This is a genomic window from Stieleria sedimenti, assembly GCF_025060895.1.
In the GTDB taxonomy this organism is placed as follows: domain Bacteria; phylum Planctomycetota; class Planctomycetia; order Pirellulales; family Pirellulaceae; genus Stieleria; species Stieleria sedimenti.
In genome coordinates this window covers 1-14,467 of the sequence record NZ_JANZKV010000166.1, presented here as the reverse complement: position 1 = coordinate 14,467, position 14,467 = coordinate 1, and the positions used below count along the sequence as shown (strand labels likewise).

Annotated in this window: 12 protein-coding genes; 6 read left to right on the top strand and 6 right to left on the bottom strand. The window is 58.2% G+C overall.

The window, feature by feature from the left end; translation table 11 throughout:
- Positions 1-252: 252 nt before the first annotated feature.
- From NZK35_RS20835 to NZK35_RS20815, 5 genes are all read right to left on the bottom strand, one after another.
- On the bottom strand, positions 253-1,728 hold the full coding sequence (locus NZK35_RS20835; RefSeq protein WP_259634458.1) for a sulfatase family protein: 1,476 nt from the start codon (positions 1,726-1,728) through the stop codon (positions 253-255).
- 305 nt (positions 1,729-2,033) lie between these two features.
- Entirely contained in the window at positions 2,034-3,326 is a 1,293-nt protein-coding gene (locus tag NZK35_RS20830) for a glycoside hydrolase family 117 protein (RefSeq protein ID WP_259634457.1), read from the bottom strand.
- Between the two features lie 65 nt (positions 3,327-3,391).
- A complete protein-coding gene (locus NZK35_RS20825; protein ID WP_259634456.1) occupies positions 3,392-4,984 on the bottom strand; it encodes an alpha-L-fucosidase in 1,593 nt (530 codons plus the stop codon).
- 174 nt (positions 4,985-5,158) lie between these two features.
- Positions 5,159-6,250, bottom strand: coding sequence for a sugar kinase (locus tag NZK35_RS20820; RefSeq protein WP_259634455.1), 1,092 nt, complete (start codon positions 6,248-6,250; stop codon positions 5,159-5,161).
- Positions 6,247-6,906 carry a bifunctional 4-hydroxy-2-oxoglutarate aldolase/2-dehydro-3-deoxy-phosphogluconate aldolase gene (locus NZK35_RS20815; protein WP_259634454.1) on the bottom strand — a complete coding sequence of 220 codons (660 nt, stop codon included), beginning with the start codon at positions 6,904-6,906 and terminating at the stop codon, positions 6,247-6,249. The genes NZK35_RS20820 and NZK35_RS20815 overlap by 4 nt, the downstream gene beginning before the upstream one ends.
- Positions 6,907-7,026: 120 nt before the next feature.
- On the opposite strand from NZK35_RS20815, the gene NZK35_RS20810 reads away from it, so the two are divergent.
- Together NZK35_RS20810 and NZK35_RS20805 are read left to right on the top strand one after the other, a co-directional pair.
- A complete protein-coding gene (locus NZK35_RS20810) occupies positions 7,027-9,261 on the top strand; it encodes a transglutaminase family protein (protein ID WP_259634453.1) in 2,235 nt (744 codons plus the stop codon).
- Between the two features lie 228 nt (positions 9,262-9,489).
- Positions 9,490-10,755: a lactonase family protein gene (locus tag NZK35_RS20805; RefSeq protein WP_259634452.1), complete on the top strand. Its 1,266-nt coding sequence runs from the start codon at positions 9,490-9,492 to the stop codon at positions 10,753-10,755.
- Positions 10,756-10,892: 137 nt separating this feature from the next.
- On the opposite strand, the gene NZK35_RS20800 is transcribed toward NZK35_RS20805, so the two are convergent.
- Positions 10,893-12,119: an outer membrane protein assembly factor BamB family protein gene (locus NZK35_RS20800; RefSeq protein WP_259634451.1), complete on the bottom strand. Its 1,227-nt coding sequence runs from the start codon at positions 12,117-12,119 to the stop codon at positions 10,893-10,895.
- A gap of 126 nt (positions 12,120-12,245) precedes the next feature.
- Between NZK35_RS20800 and NZK35_RS20795 the strand changes: the two genes are divergently transcribed.
- The 4 genes from NZK35_RS20795 to NZK35_RS20780 all read left to right on the top strand — a co-directional run.
- A complete protein-coding gene (locus NZK35_RS20795) occupies positions 12,246-12,497 on the top strand; it encodes a pyridoxamine 5'-phosphate oxidase family protein (protein ID WP_259634450.1) in 252 nt (83 codons plus the stop codon).
- A gap of 72 nt (positions 12,498-12,569) precedes the next feature.
- The gene (locus tag NZK35_RS20790) at positions 12,570-12,707 is read left to right on the top strand and encodes a hypothetical protein (RefSeq protein WP_259634449.1); all 138 of its coding nucleotides are present in this window, start codon (positions 12,570-12,572) and stop codon (positions 12,705-12,707) included.
- Positions 12,704-12,832: a hypothetical protein gene (locus NZK35_RS20785; RefSeq protein WP_259634448.1), complete on the top strand. Its 129-nt coding sequence runs from the start codon at positions 12,704-12,706 to the stop codon at positions 12,830-12,832. Before NZK35_RS20790 ends, NZK35_RS20785 begins: the two co-directional genes overlap by 4 nt.
- Before the next feature lie 358 nt (positions 12,833-13,190).
- Positions 13,191-14,467 (top strand): hypothetical protein (locus tag NZK35_RS20780; protein ID WP_259634447.1); only part of this gene is annotated, 1,277 nt, incomplete at its 3' end.

The window sequence follows — 14,467 nt, the reverse complement described above, 5'->3', positions numbered from 1 at the left end:
CTGCACACCAACACTTATGCTCGTACCATTCGAGTATGTGCCTTTGTGGAGCCCACTGCAACAACCCGAGAGGTTTGTGGTGCGATCAATGCCGCTCAAGTGAGAACGCATTGCCCACGGCAACGGAAACCGTTCGCGGTGGTGGATCCATCAGATTGCGGATCCGAATGAATGGGAAATCCCGGTCGGCACGCCTCGCGCGCCCTGAAGCTGAAAGCATGGAAATGAATCGCAAACGCAATGCTTACGCCACTATTTGCCTTCGGAGGCCCATTGCTTCATCAGAGCGATGTTCTTCTGGACCGTTTGCAGCTGCTTGGGATCGAATTTTGGCAAGCTCAGGCGGTCGGTGTAGACCTTCATGTCGCTGTCGTACATCTGCTCCGATTCGGCCTGTCGCCCTTGATCGCCGGTTTCTTCCATCCAGACGTCCAGCCTTTGACGCATCTCTGTTAGCTTTTCGGCAAACTGCGAATCGCCCGCCAGATTGTGAATTTCATGCGGATCGTTTTGCAGGTCGTAAAGCTCTTCGGTCGGGCGGACATCGCGGAACAACAGCTCCTGGGTGTCGTTCAGTTTGCCGGCCGCGTGTTGTTCGCGCAGCGCGATCAAGATCGCTTTGGCGTCCTTGTAGGCACAGGGTTGCAAGTAGGGCCGCTCGGGCAGAAAGTTGCGGATGTACTTGAATTCCTTGGTGCGGACGCTGCGGATGTGGTCGACGGTTTCGTCACAACGATCTCGAGCGGCAAAAGCGGCTTCACGTGGGGTGTAGTCGTCGGCCAAAATGTCGCGGGCCTGCATCGAGTCGGGGATCGCGATGCCTGCGGCGGCCAGCGACAATGCGGCAATGTCAATGTGCTCGACGACATCCTCCCGAACGGTGCCGGCAGGAATACCCGGGCCGGCGATTACCAGCGGGACATGCAGCCCTTCGTCGTACAGAAACTGTTTCCCACGGGCGTGACTGATCCCGTGGTCGGTCATGAACAACACGATCGTGTTTTCAAGCACGCCTTCTTTTTTCAACCGGGCCAGCACTTCGCCGACCATCACGTCGGTCATGCGAACTGAATCCAGATAAGCCGCCCAGTCACGCACGACGTCTGGATGATCGGGGTAATAGGGCGGCAGGTTGACGACGCTGTTCGGGGTGCGGCTGCCGAGTGATTTCTCCGCCGCCGCGGAAACTTTCTCCCAGCCCTTGGCGTCTTTACCGCGCAGCTTTCCGCCTTGCGTTTGGATCTGCGCGAAGAAGGGTTGCCCTTCGTCGCGTGTGGCCCAATCGTTGGAGTCGTAAACGGATTCATCCCACTGGAAGTTGTAATCCGTTTTGCCCAGTTTTCCGTTGAGCGGCCAACCGGTGATCGATGTGTGGTAACCGGCGTCTTGAAACAACTTGGGCACCAATTCGATGCCGTCGGGAAGATTAATTTTCAATTTCCCACGACCACTGCGGTGATGATGCGCACCGATGCTGGTTTGATACATACCCGTGATGAACGCCGATCGGCAGGTCGAACAGACCGGCGCGGTGACGAAGGCGTTCGTGAATTTCACACCAAGCTGGGCGAGTCGGTCGACGTTGGGCGTTTGGATTGCGGTTTCGCCATAGCAAGAGAAATTTGCCGACATGTCATCCGGGATGATCCAAACAATGTTGGGACGATCGTCGGCAACCAGCAGAGGTGATGCGGTCAGCAGGCAAGCGAGCAAAAAAGTGCGGAACATCGGTCGGGGAGTCGTGGGTGGAAGGTTGAGTGGAGTGCAGCCATTGTAGAGACTCCGTCGCGACGAAGCACTCCAGTAATATTGCCACGCTAACGATCGAAAAGAATACCCACCGATGGCAGCGCGAACCCACGGATGACAGGGCGCCAAAAATCCGTGGGTTCGCGCTGCCATCCGTGGGCAAAGTGCATCCGAGGACACAGAGGCAATTTCATTGCCGCGCAAGTTACAGCCTGACGTTACGTTACAGCCTGACTTTTTTCCGCTCGACAAGCACAACCCTCAATTCAAATCTGAACAGAGCACTATGGTTCCGTCAACTTCTTGTTCTCGTTCAAAATTCGCACTTTCTGTTGGCTGCTCAAGCCTTGCCTAAAAAACACGTCGGGTTTGTGATAATCGCCGGTGCGTTTCATCGCCGGATCGTTCAAATCCAAGCTCAGATCGCAATCAAATCGGGCAAGAATCGCGTGGTTTTTGTCCCAGGTGGAGACGTTGGTGAAGTGCGAAAGTCCCCACGTGATGCCACGACCGTTGCGGGTGTCGGTGAACGCGTCCGGGATAAACGGGCCGCCGGCATTGGGCATCAACGAAACGATCGACGCGATTTCAAAATGGACGCCATCTTTGGCGTACTGGATGGTGGAATGTTCCAGCCCGTCGCGGATCACAAACGCCGCGATTCCCTCGCGGAAAGGAAACAGCGTTGTTTCGTGCCCGGAGTTGATCACGGGGTTGAGTGGATGTTTTTCGAACGGGCCCAAGGGATCGTCTGCGATCGCCAGCCCCTGCATCCTGACCAGGTTTGGATCGCCGTCGAAGTCCGACTTGTAATACAGATAGATCTTGCCGCGGTAAACCAACGGATACGGATCGTGGATGGAAAACTGGTCCCACTGCCCCGGGGCGCCGTTGGGGATGACAACTTGATGGTGCGGCGTCCAGGGGCCGTCGGGGGAGTCAGAAGAGGAGACCGCAACCGGGCAGTCGTCGCCGCGTTTCCCGCTCGCTTCTTTAAAGCCCTGGTAGTACAGGTAATACTTGTCTTTCCAAACCAGGATGTCGGGCGTGCTGACCGAGCGCCATCCCAGCAGAGGCTTTTCAGGTCGAGCCACCGCAATCCCTTGTTCGCGCCACGTGAATCCGTCCTGGCTGGTGGCGAACCAGATGTCGGCCAGGTCCCAATCACTCGACGGAATGCTGTCGGTGTATCCGTCGGGACCTTGGGGCGGCGTCGGCGTGTCGCGTTTGGTGTACCAAACATAGTACTTGCCGTTTTCGAAAATGACTTTGGATGGATCGCGACGCGACACCGTGCCGTCGCCACCGTGATCATCAAAGCCCACCAGCGGGGTGTACTTGAATCGTGTATAGAGTTCGTTGTCTTCCGGTCGCGGTGCGGGATAGGCCGAATAAATGCGCTCGACCGCCGCGCTCAAGGGACGCTCGGGCTTTTGCGTCGGCAGCACAAACGGAAAACCTCCATCGCCCTGGGCGGGTAAGTCGCCCCGACCACGCTGGGATTCGCTCTTGCTGTCCTGCGCGGACGCGACGGTTGCGAGCGAGCCGAGTAGCAGAATCAATAATGGTCGCAACATGAGTACTGTTGGGGGCGCGGCGTAAAAGTGGCGTAAGCTTCCAGCTTGCGATGCTTGCCATCGACCTATCGGGTGACTTTCAAGACATAGGCGAATTCGGACGGCTTGGTCGTCGGCAGTTGCACGGTAAGCCCGTTTTCGTCACGCGACCATTTCAATTTCTGGTCCGATCCCAGCATCGTGATCGACGTGATTTCACCCTGATAGTGTTCGCTGTCGCTGGCCAGCGTTTTAACCGTGATGCGGCCGTTGGCCGGCCACTTCAGCCCGGTGACGTACAGCGTGTCGTCACCGCGTGCGGTGAACCGAAGATCTGCCGCGGTGAACGGCTTGTCCTTGGATTCCGAGATGTGCCCGGTGGAGACTGCGGTCGGGCCTTCGCCGAACGTTTTCCAGTAGGTCGTCTCGTAGATCGATTCCCCGTTGATCTTCAGCCAACTTCCGATCGCTTTGAGAATCGCTTGGTCCTCTTCGGGGATCGTGCCATCGGCGCGGGGGCCGACGTTCAACAACAGGCAACCGTTCTTGCTGACGATATCGACCAGATCATTGATCAACCGTTCCGGCGTCTTGTAACGTTGGTTCCGGGTGTAGCCCCATGAGCTGGCGCTGACCGCAGTGTCGGTTTGCCAGAACGGCTTGCGGATCTCGGCCATCTTGGATCGTTCTTTGTCCAGGACGGCGGCCGACTCGGGGAACGCTTCCCACTTGTAATTGATCACCCCGGGCTGGCCGGAATGCTTTGACGTTTGGTTGTAGTAGTAAGCCGCAAACTGCTTCAGGTGTCCGGCGAACGGATTGTTTTCATAATTGGTGGTTTGCAATCCGGGAGTGATCCCGAAGTCGAACCAGAAGATGTCGGGCTGATACTTGTCGACCAACTCGCAGGAGCGAGCCAGCCAGTCATCTTTGAACTGTTCGTCTTGGGGGACGAAGTGGCTCTTGTAGTCCCACGCGTCGGCTTTAAAAAGAAACGGCATCGGGCGCCCGTACAGATCGGCATATTGCGGATCCGCGTTGTCGAATGACTTGTCACGGACGTAGTACATCCAGTTGAACGCACGGTGGCTGCTGACGCCGAACTTCATGCCTTCGCTGCGAACGGCGACCGACAATTCTCGGATCACGTCACGCTTCGGTCCCATCTCCGAGGCATCCCAGCGCGTGAACGAGCAGTCATACATCGGGAATCCGTCGTGGTGTTCCGCCACCGGAATGACGTATCGCGCGCCGGTCTCCTTGAACAACTTGGCCCAACGGGCCGCGTCAAACTTCTCCGCCTTGAACTGCGGGATGAAGTCTTTGTATCCAAATTTGCTTTGCGGTCCGTACGTTTTGATGTGATGCTCAAAGAAGTTGTCGCCACGTCGCGGAAGATTGATGTACATCTGCCGCGGATACCACTCGCTGCCGTAGGCGGGAACGCTGTACGCGCCCCAGTGGATAAAGATTCCGAATTTGGCGTCCTTGTACCACTGCGGGATTTTGTACTGCTCGAGCGAGGACCATTCGGGCTGAAACGGTCCCTCGGCGGTGACCGCTTGGATCTTCTCAACGGCCGGGGCGACCGCCGGATGCGGCAGGGTCGCGGGGTGCGGTTGCTCGCCGAAACCGCAGCACGTCATCATCGCGACAAGTGCAGTTGCGGTACACGTCATCCTTCTCGGGAACATCACCAAACTCATGGGGAACGAGGTTTGCGGCTGCTTGGGACAAGGCAAACATTGTCGCACAGGCGGAGAAGATTCCCAGAGCCCGGTCGGGATTTGCCCGTCAAATTTTTGCCACATCTGCTGAATAGGGCACGAATTGGGTCTTTGCGGTCATCCGCTTCATCGGACCACGCGTCCCGACGCAGAGCCACCCATCAGGGCTTCGACTTCGTTTCGCGTGGAGAAGTTGAAATCGCCTTTGATCGAATGTTTGAGACAGGATGCGGCGACGGCGTAGTTCAACGCCGTTTGCGACTCGCTCAAGTCAGGTGTCGTCAGCGCAAAGATCAGTCCGGCGGCGAACGCATCGCCACCACCGACCCGGTCGACGATGTTTCTGATTTCGTAGGGCTGGTAGTGGTTGTCCGCATCCATCGGCGCAAACACGGGCTGATCGGATCCCGTGTCATACAGCATCGCGCCCCAATTGTTGTGTGTCGCCGAGAGACTTTCGCGGAGCGTGATGGCGACCTTGGAAACGTTGGGGAATTGCGTTACGACCTGGCGCGCGACGTCGGGATACCGTGACGTGTCCAACGCTCCGGCGTGAACATTGGTCTGGCCCGCTTGGATGCCCAGCACATCGTGGCAATCTTCTTCGTTGGCGATCACCACGTCGACGTACGGCAAGATCGTTCGCATCGTCGCCTGAGCCAACTGGCGCGGTGTTTGAGTGGCGTTCCACTTCCACAGTTTGCCGCGGAAGTTGAGATCGATCGAAACGGTCGCACCGATGGCTTGGGCTTTCTGCGCCGCGATCAACGTCGCCTCGGCGGCGCTTTCGGAGAGTGCCGGCGTGATCCCCGTCAAGTGCAACCACTGCGCTGCGTCAAGGATCCCTTCCCAGTCGTAGCGGCGGGCCGGGGTGATCGCGATCGCCGAATCGGCGCGGTCATAGATCACATTGCTGGGACGTTGATTGGCGCCGGTTTCTAAAAAATACAGCCCCAGCCGCCCTTCGTCGGTCCGCAACACATAGCGGGTGTCGACGCCCAGGGCGCGGATCGAATCGATCGTCGCGTCGGCCAAGGCGTGTTTCGGCAACGCCGTGACGAAGCGGGCCGCACCGCCGAAGTTGCTGATCGATTCGGCGACGCTGGCTTCCGCCCCGGCATAGGTGACTTCCAGTTCCCGCGTTTGGCGAAGCCGCAAATGTCCCGGTGCCGCCAGTCGACCCATGATTTCTCCAAATGTCACGACCACTTGATTCATCTTCGTTGATCCTTTTTCAATTTGCCAATGACGTCGGCGGCACGGGAGCTGATTCCCGCCCAGTCTTCGTTGTCTACCAATGCTTGTTTGACGATCCATGATCCGCCGACCGCCGGCACGTTGGGCTCGCGCAGATACTCTGACATGTTGTCGGCGTTGATGCCGCCCAGCGGAAAATATTGGATGCCCAGGTGTTTGTAGGGAGCTCCAAAACTGCGCAGGTACGTGACGCCTCCCATCGCTTCGGCCGGGAAGAATTTGACGAAACGACAGCCAAGCTCAATGGCCGCTTCCAAATCCGTCGGTGTCGCGATCCCCGGGGCAAAGGGCAGGCCGATGTCCTGCGCCGCACCGATGACGCGTGGATTCATTCCTGGTGCGACGCCGAAGTCCGCGCCCGCGGCTTTGACCTCCCGCACCGATGCCGGGCTCAAGATCGTCCCGACCCCGACCAACATCTCGGGCACCTCGGCACAGATTTCGATCACTGCCGCCATCGCCGCCGGCGTGCGGAGCATCAATTCAATCGCGTTGATCCCTCCGTCCAACAACGCTTTGGTCAGCGGCACCGCATGCTCCACCTTGTCGACCGAAAAACCGGCGACAACGCCGCACGTTTTCAGCCGATGCAACATCTCTTTGGGAAACTCGCTCATTGATTCTCAACCTCCTGAAACTCGTCGGTGCCCACGAAGCAACGCATGCAGAATCGGTTCGTGTCGCTTTTTTCATGCCGCGAAACCTGATGATCCGTTGGCATCCCGCTATCATAGGGCATGAACGATTCTTTTATGCAAGGAGCGACCGTGCACCGATTCGATTTGATTCTGTTGACGCTGCTGGCGATCACCGCGGTCTTCACGGCGTCTCCGTTGCCGGCCGACGACCAATCCCACCAATCACTGATTGCCAATATCCGTCCTTCGGTCGTGACGATTCGGGTCCGGGGGCGCGACGGTGAACCGCTGGGAATCGGCACCGGATTCATCATCGATTCCGACGGGCTGGTCGCCACGAACTTTCACGTGATCAACGAGGGACGTCCGTTTACGGTGGAGACCGCCGGTGGAAAAAAATTGAGAGTCCTCGCCGTTGAGGCTTCCGACGTGGCCAGCGACTTGGCCATCATTCGCGTCGATCCCGGATCCAGCGAGATACCGGCGCTCCCGTTCGCCGCCGACGAAACCTCTCAGCAAGGCATCCGTGTGCTGGCCTTCGGCAACCCGCTAGGGCTGCGCAACAGCGTGGTCGAAGGGATCGTGTCGGCCAGACGCGAAGTCGAAGGCCGCGAGTTGTTGCAATTGGCGATGCCGATCGAGCCGGGAAACAGTGGCGGCCCCCTGGTCGATCTCCAGGGCCGAGTGCATGGCATCATCAATATGAAATCGTCCATCGATGATAACTTGGGTTTCGCCATCCCGGTCAGCCAACTCGTCGCGTTGCGTGAGAACCCGAACCCCGTCGCGATCGATCGCTGGGTTCGAATCGGCCGGATCAACGCGGACCGATGGACGCCCATCATGGGATCCCGCTGGCAGCAACGCGGTGGACGAATCGTCGCCTTGGGCCAGGGCAATGGTTTTGGCGGACGTTCATTGCTGCTATCCAAACGGGAGGTTCCCCAGCGCCCCTTTGAAATCGCCGTGATGGTTCGGCTGGATGACGAGTCCGGCGCCGCCGGATTGGCGTTCCACAGCGACGGCCAAAACAAACATTACGGTTTCTACGCCAGTGCCGGACGGTTGAGATTGACATGCTTTCGCGGCGCCTCGGTTTATTCCTGGGACATCCTGAAAGAAGTGGAAACGGAATACTATCTGCCCGGACAATGGAACCAATTGAAGGTACGTGTCGCGACGGACACGATCACGTGCTTTGTCAACGGACGCATGGTGATTGAATCCGACGACCAACAACTGACCGAAGGCCAGGTCGGGCTGGCAAAGTTCCGCGAGACCGAGCCGGAATTCTCTGGTTTTCAGCTCGGCACCGCATTGCCCTCACCGATGTTGTCCGAAGCCGCCGAAAACACGCTCGCGGAACTTGAGATCGACACGCTGCCCCTGGATTCGATTGGGACCGATCAAATTCGCGAACTCGGCAAGTCGGGCGAACTGGCGGCGCGCGAATTGACTCGACGGGCGATCGAGCTTGAAAAACAAGCCGAGCGACTTCAGCAGCTTGCCGACGACGTCGAACGTGCCGAGACGATCGATCGTTTGAGTCGACTCGATCAAACCGACGCCGACCAACGCCTGCTGGTCGGATCGCTGTTGATCGCAAAACTGGATAGCCCCGATTTGGATGTCGACGCCTATCTCGCTCGCGTCGACGAAATGGCAGCAGAAATCCAGGGAACCCTGAAGGAAGACGCGTCGGTGACCGAGAAACGCGACGCCCTGCATCGCTATCTGTTTGAAGAGAATGGATACCACGGCAGTCGCAGCGAGTACTATCACGCCGCCAATAGCCACTTGAATCGAGTCATCGACGATCGCGAAGGGCTGCCGATCACGATGTCCGTCTTGTACATCGAACTCGGACGTCGGCTGGGGATGAAGGTCGAAGGCGTCGGCTTGCCCGGGCACTTCGTATCCAAACACGTCATCGATGACGAAAACGAACAGTTGATCGACGTCTTCGAGCGGGGCAAGTTGCTCAGCCGCGCCGACGCCGTCGAGATCGTCGCGCTGCATGGCGGCCGATCACTCCGGCCTTCCGATTTACAAGCCAACACGGACATCGAAATCCTGAGCCGCATCCTGAATAATTTGATCGGCGTCGCCGGACGTCAAAACGATGGCGAGGCAATGCTCCGCTACTGTGACGCCATCGTTGCGGTCAGTCCCGGAGAGGCCCGATATCGCATGCTGCGCGCCCAGTTGCGCGGGATGACGGGAAGAATCAATCTGGGGTTGGAAGATGTCCGATGGCTGTTGGAGAAAGATCCACCGGAACTGGATCGCGGCGAGGTCGAGCGGTTGCGTTCGGCGCTGAGCGATAGGCTTTGAGGGTAGGAAGATTTTGAGGGTAGGAAGATTTTGAGGGTAGGAAGATTTTGAGGGTAGGAAGATTTTGTTGGTCAAAAGATGGGGCGGTCAAAAGATGGGGCGGTCAAAAGATGGGGCGGTCAAAAGATGGGGGCAGCCGCGTAGGGCATGCTGTGCATGCCGGCGCTCTTTCGATCAGAATGATCGCCTTGCCTTTGCAACCTTCCCACCCTTCTGTCACTGATGAAGATGAATCAACTCTCCCGATCTCGACGTTCGTTCTTAAAGACTTCGGTCGCCCTGGCCGCGGTCGGCCCGGTTGCCAACGGTGTTGCCCAAGCAGAATCTGATGCCCCGCCGTTGATCGCCTATGTCGGCACCTTCAGCTCGCCGCTTCAGGACGTGTTGCCGACTCAAGTCGATCTGCCGCCGGGCAATGGGCGGGGGATCCATCTGTTTCAAGTCGATCGCAGGACGGGAGCGTTGACGGAGATCGGCACGCAGCGGATGGGGACAAGCCCCAGTTGTTTGGCCGTCAACGCTGCGGGAACCCGGCTGTATTCTGCCAATGAAACCGATCGGGTCGGTGAAGGTAAGGAAGGTTCGGTCAGCACGTTTTCGATCGATCGATCCAGCGGCAAGTTGACCTTGATGGGCACCGTGCGCAGTGGCGGTGCCGGTCCGACGTACATCAGCATCCATCCGAGCGGACGGTTTGTTCTGGTCGCCAATTATTTCGGCGGCAGCGTTGCGGTGCTCCCGGTCACCGCGGATGGGCGGTTGGGTGAACCGGTCCAGGTGAAGCAGGACGCCGGCACGATCGGGCCGACACAGGCAACCAACGCGCCGGCGGGCAGCTTCGCCATCAGCGGCCACGATCGCACCCACGCTCACATGATCCAATCCGATCCCTCGGGAAAATATGTGCTGCACGCCGACCTGGGGTTGGACAAGATCTTTGTTTGGCGGTTTGACGAACAAACCGGAATCTTGACCCCCAACGATCCGGCTGCGATTTCATTGCCACCGGGCGATGGACCACGACATTTCCATTTTCACCCCAACGGCCGCTGGTTCTATTCGATCCAGGAAGAAGGTTCGACGATTGTCTTGTTTGACTACGACGCCGACGCTGGGCGTTTGGCCCCGCGACAAACCGTCTCGACGCTGCCGTCGGAGTTCGTCGGTAGCAATTTCTGTTCAGAGATCTTGGTTTCCGACGATGGCCGGTTTGTTTATGCCGGCAACCGGCTGCACGACAGCGTGGGAATCTTTGCCGTCGGTGACAACGGACAGCTGACGTTTGTGGGCGAAGAGTGGACGCGCGGCAATTACCCACGCAGTTTCAGCTTTGACCCGACAGGGCAATTCTTTTACTGCTTGAATCAGCGAGCCGACCACGTCGCGATCTTTAACGTCAATCGTAAGACAGGTGAGTTGCAGTTCACCGGCCACTACGCCGCCGTCGGCAACCCATCGCACATGGTCTTTCTAGACCTGGCGGCTCCACAATGATGCCACCCTGGCGACGCAGCAACCACCGCCGGAGACATTTTTTGACCAACAAATCTTTTGACCAACAAATCTTTTTCCCCGCCGGTTTGCACTGCACCGGAGGATTGGAGCATCAACAAGTCGTCTGGCCCATTGCGTCACTGCTGGATCAGGTACAGGTCCGACTTGCTGCGGAGGATCAATTGATTTCCGACGACCGCCGGTGAGGCCATGAATCCGTCGCCGAGTGTCGTCTTTGCCAGTTCCTGGTACGTCTCGCCGGGTTTAAACGTCACGATGTCGCCTTCGGTGCTGAACGCATAGATCCGGCCGTTGGCATAGATCGGAGAGGCGGCGAAGGATCCGCCGGCCCGTTTTTGCCAGAGGACATCCCCGGTTTTCGGATCGCGCGCCGAGATCACGCCATCGTCGCTGTTCATGTACAGCAATCCGTCGACGAGCAGTTGGGACGATTTCTTTGCGACGCTCTTGGTTGCCGACCATGCGATGTGTGTGCCCGTCACATTTCCCTTCCCATCGGGGCTGACCGCGATCATCGACCCCATGCCGTTGGTGATGAACACCAGCCCTTCGCCGTACAGCGGCCGGGCCGATGCGTTCATGCCGTCGTGGTAGGCGGTCCAGAGGGGTTGGCCGTTGGCAGGGTCGTAGGCGATCGTCGCGACGGCACTGGGGTAGACCAATTGTTTTTGATCGTTGACGGTGATGACCTGGCCGGTGCAGTACGCTTTCATCCGGTCACCGTCGTTGGTGCCATAGTCGATCTCGCGTTTCGTTTTCCAAATCGTCTCGCCGGTTTCTTTGTCGAGTGCCACGACATATTGAACGTCGTATCCGTCATAGGCGATGAACAACTTGCCGTCATGTAAGATCGGCGATGACGCGGGGCCGCGGTGGTGATCGCATTCCAGGTCGTCGCGTTTCCAGATGACTTCCGCATTCGACGTGTCCAGGCAGGCCGTCAGGTAGCTGCCGAAGTGGATGTAAACCCGTCCGGCCTCGATCACCGGCGTCGGCGTCGCATAGCTGTTCATCGGGTGGCAGAACGCGGGCGATTGGTTTTCCAGCAGCACCTTGTCGTGCACGATCTTGCCGCTGTTGCGTTCGACACAAATCACGGACATCCGCGTCCCGTCTTCGGTCGCCGTCGTCAGCCAGATCTGATCGTCCCAAACCACCGGCGAAGACCAGCCTTTGCCGTGGATCGGCGTTTTCCATTTGACCACCGACTCATCGATCGCCACGGGCAACTTGGCGTCAGCGGCATGACCGTCTCCGGATGGCCCTCGAAATTCCGGCCAATTGGAAGCGAAAGACGTGACGGTGAAACCGGCCACGATGAGAACGGCGACGACGGTGCGCATCAGTAGGTGATCCAGAGCGATCGGGTGGGGAAAGTTGGAAGGCGGTGCCAGGGTGCATCATAAGTTGACCAAGGCGCGTTCTCAACTGCACCGCCAAATTCGAGAAAGATTCGCTATACTCGATCCATGAGCAAACCCAAGCCCGAGCCGATCCTGCCCGGTCAAGTCACGGACCTTGCCAAGGCGGTCTTGAAACAGGACCGGTTTCCCTACTTGGCATCGATCGACGGCGATCAGCCCCGTGTTCGACCGGTGTCGCCGGTCCGCACCGACGGATTCACGGTCTACGTCGCCAACCTCCGCGGTTATCACAAGACAGCCGAAATCGCCGCCAACCCGAATGTCGAACTGTGCTATCTGAGTGACAGCCACGACTAGGTTCGGATCACGGGCGTCGCCAACATTCTGGCCGATCGAGAACTGCTGCAACAGATCTGGGATGACAATCCGTTGCTGCGCAATTATCTCGGATCGATCGACAATCCCGACCTGATCGTTTATCGCATCGACCCGGTCCAAGTTCGGTTCATGCGTGAATGGGCGTTGGAGTATCACGACGTGGATTTCCGGCAGGACGCCGATGCGTGAGTTGTTTCGCACTCGGCGAGTACGCCCAGCGGCACCAATGGCTGCCCTTCGCGCTCGGCGTGTCGATCGGGCTGCCGGTGCTGATCGCGGCGGCGGCCAAGCGATGGTTTCCGGAAGGAGGTTAAAGGGAGTTGGCGCGCCGGTTGTTGATTTGCACGGAGATCGGGGTGGTCAAAAAATGGGGTGGTCAAAAAATTGAGAACTCAGCTCGTGGCAGACGGCGAGGCCGAGCTGCCGCCATCTTTTGACCAATCGGTCTTTTGACCAATCAATCTGTGCGCCGATCCAGTGTGCCGCGACGCTTGAGCGTTTCGTGCCCATTGCCGTCGCCGTGATCTGGACCGTCCCTTCATTTCCCACCCGCGTGATTCAATGTGTCGCTAAGATAGACTGGCGGGTGCCTGGCAACCGGCGTAGACTCGCTTGAGAACTCGCCTCGTGTGATATCCCCCCGCCTTCCGGTCCCAATTGACCCCACCTCCGATGCATGACCTCATAAAACTACGGCTTGTCGCTTTTGCGTTGCTCGTGGCCGCCCAATCGATCTGCCAGGCCCAGTCGCGCCTGGACGAACCGCCGATCAATTACACCGAAACAAAGGGTGACAATCGCGTCACGGCGATGATCGACAAAGTGGATTCGGGGGAGTTGGAATTGGTCTACGAAGACGGATACGGCTACCTGCGATCGATCCTGAGCGAGTTAGAGGTTCCGGTTTCGTCCCAAGCACTCGTCTTCTCCAAGACCAGTTTACAGACCGGACGGATTTCACCGACCAACCCCCGAGCGATTTACTTTGGGGATGAGGTTTACGTGGGCTGGGTTCGCGGCAGTTCGCTATTGGAGATTTCGGTGGCCGACCCCAACCTCGGTGCCGTTTATTACACGATCCAGATGACTCCGCGACGACCGTACATGAGGCGCGAAAACTTCCGCTGCTTGGGCTGTCATGAAAAAACGGTCGATCACGGCAAGATCCCCGTGCACACGGTCCAAAGTGTGATGGCACGAAGCAGTGGCAAGATCAATCTGTTGCTGGACACGTACGTGACCGATCACACCAGTCCCCTCGAAGAACGCTGGGGCGGCTGGTACGTGACCGGCGACCACGGATCGATGAAACACATGGGCAACGCGTTTCTCGATGGCGAGGAACTCGTTTCACTGGGCGAGTCCACCGCGGACACGCTTCGCCGCCAATTTGACCTTTCGCGGTGGCCCGTCGCCGGCAGCGATATCGTGGCGTTGATGGTCTTGGAGCATCAGGTGGAGATGCACAATCGGTTGACCGACGCGAACTATGCCGTGCGGCGAGCACGCTACACATCGACGGATTCGCCGGGCCAACGGGCTCGGTTGGACACGGTGATCGATGAATCGGCCAAGCTGGTCGTCGACCATCTGTTGTTCGTCGATGAAGCGAAGCTGGAATCCGAAATCAAAGGTTCAGAGCGGTTTGTCGAAGAGTTTGTCGCCAAAGGCCCGACAACCGGTGACGGGAAATCATTGCGACAATTCGATTTGAAGAAACGTCTGTTCCGTTTTCCCTGCAGCTACACGATCTATTCGCCGGCGTTTTCGGCGCTCGATGAGCAACTCAAAGCGAAGGTCTATGAACGGCTCTGGCGGGTGCTGAGCGGGCACGACCTTTCCGACGAGTATCGGCACTTGAGTTCGGACGACCGTGCGTCCATTCTTGCGATCCTGCGTCAAACGATCGACGGTTTACCGACGTCCTGGGCGAGCGGAAAAGGGGTCAG

What these genes read in the sequence shown, in the direction of transcription:
- NZK35_RS20835 (WP_259634458.1), bottom strand. Translation starts at nt 1,728, where the DNA reads ATGTTCCGCACTTTTTTGCTCGCTTGCCTGCTGACCGCATCACCTCTG.
- NZK35_RS20830 (WP_259634457.1), bottom strand. Translation starts at nt 3,326, where the DNA reads ATGTTGCGACCATTATTGATTCTGCTACTCGGCTCGCTCGCAACCGTC.
- NZK35_RS20825 (WP_259634456.1), bottom strand. Translation starts at nt 4,984, where the DNA reads ATGACGTGTACCGCAACTGCACTTGTCGCGATGATGACGTGCTGCGGT.
- NZK35_RS20820 (WP_259634455.1), bottom strand. Translation starts at nt 6,250, where the DNA reads ATGAATCAAGTGGTCGTGACATTTGGAGAAATCATGGGTCGACTGGCG.
- NZK35_RS20815 (WP_259634454.1), bottom strand. Translation starts at nt 6,906, where the DNA reads ATGAGCGAGTTTCCCAAAGAGATGTTGCATCGGCTGAAAACGTGCGGC.
- NZK35_RS20810 (WP_259634453.1), top strand. Translation starts at nt 7,027, where the DNA reads ATGAACGATTCTTTTATGCAAGGAGCGACCGTGCACCGATTCGATTTG.
- NZK35_RS20805 (WP_259634452.1), top strand. Translation starts at nt 9,490, where the DNA reads ATGAATCAACTCTCCCGATCTCGACGTTCGTTCTTAAAGACTTCGGTC.
- NZK35_RS20800 (WP_259634451.1), bottom strand. Translation starts at nt 12,119, where the DNA reads ATGCGCACCGTCGTCGCCGTTCTCATCGTGGCCGGTTTCACCGTCACG.
- NZK35_RS20795 (WP_259634450.1), top strand. Translation starts at nt 12,246, where the DNA reads ATGAGCAAACCCAAGCCCGAGCCGATCCTGCCCGGTCAAGTCACGGAC.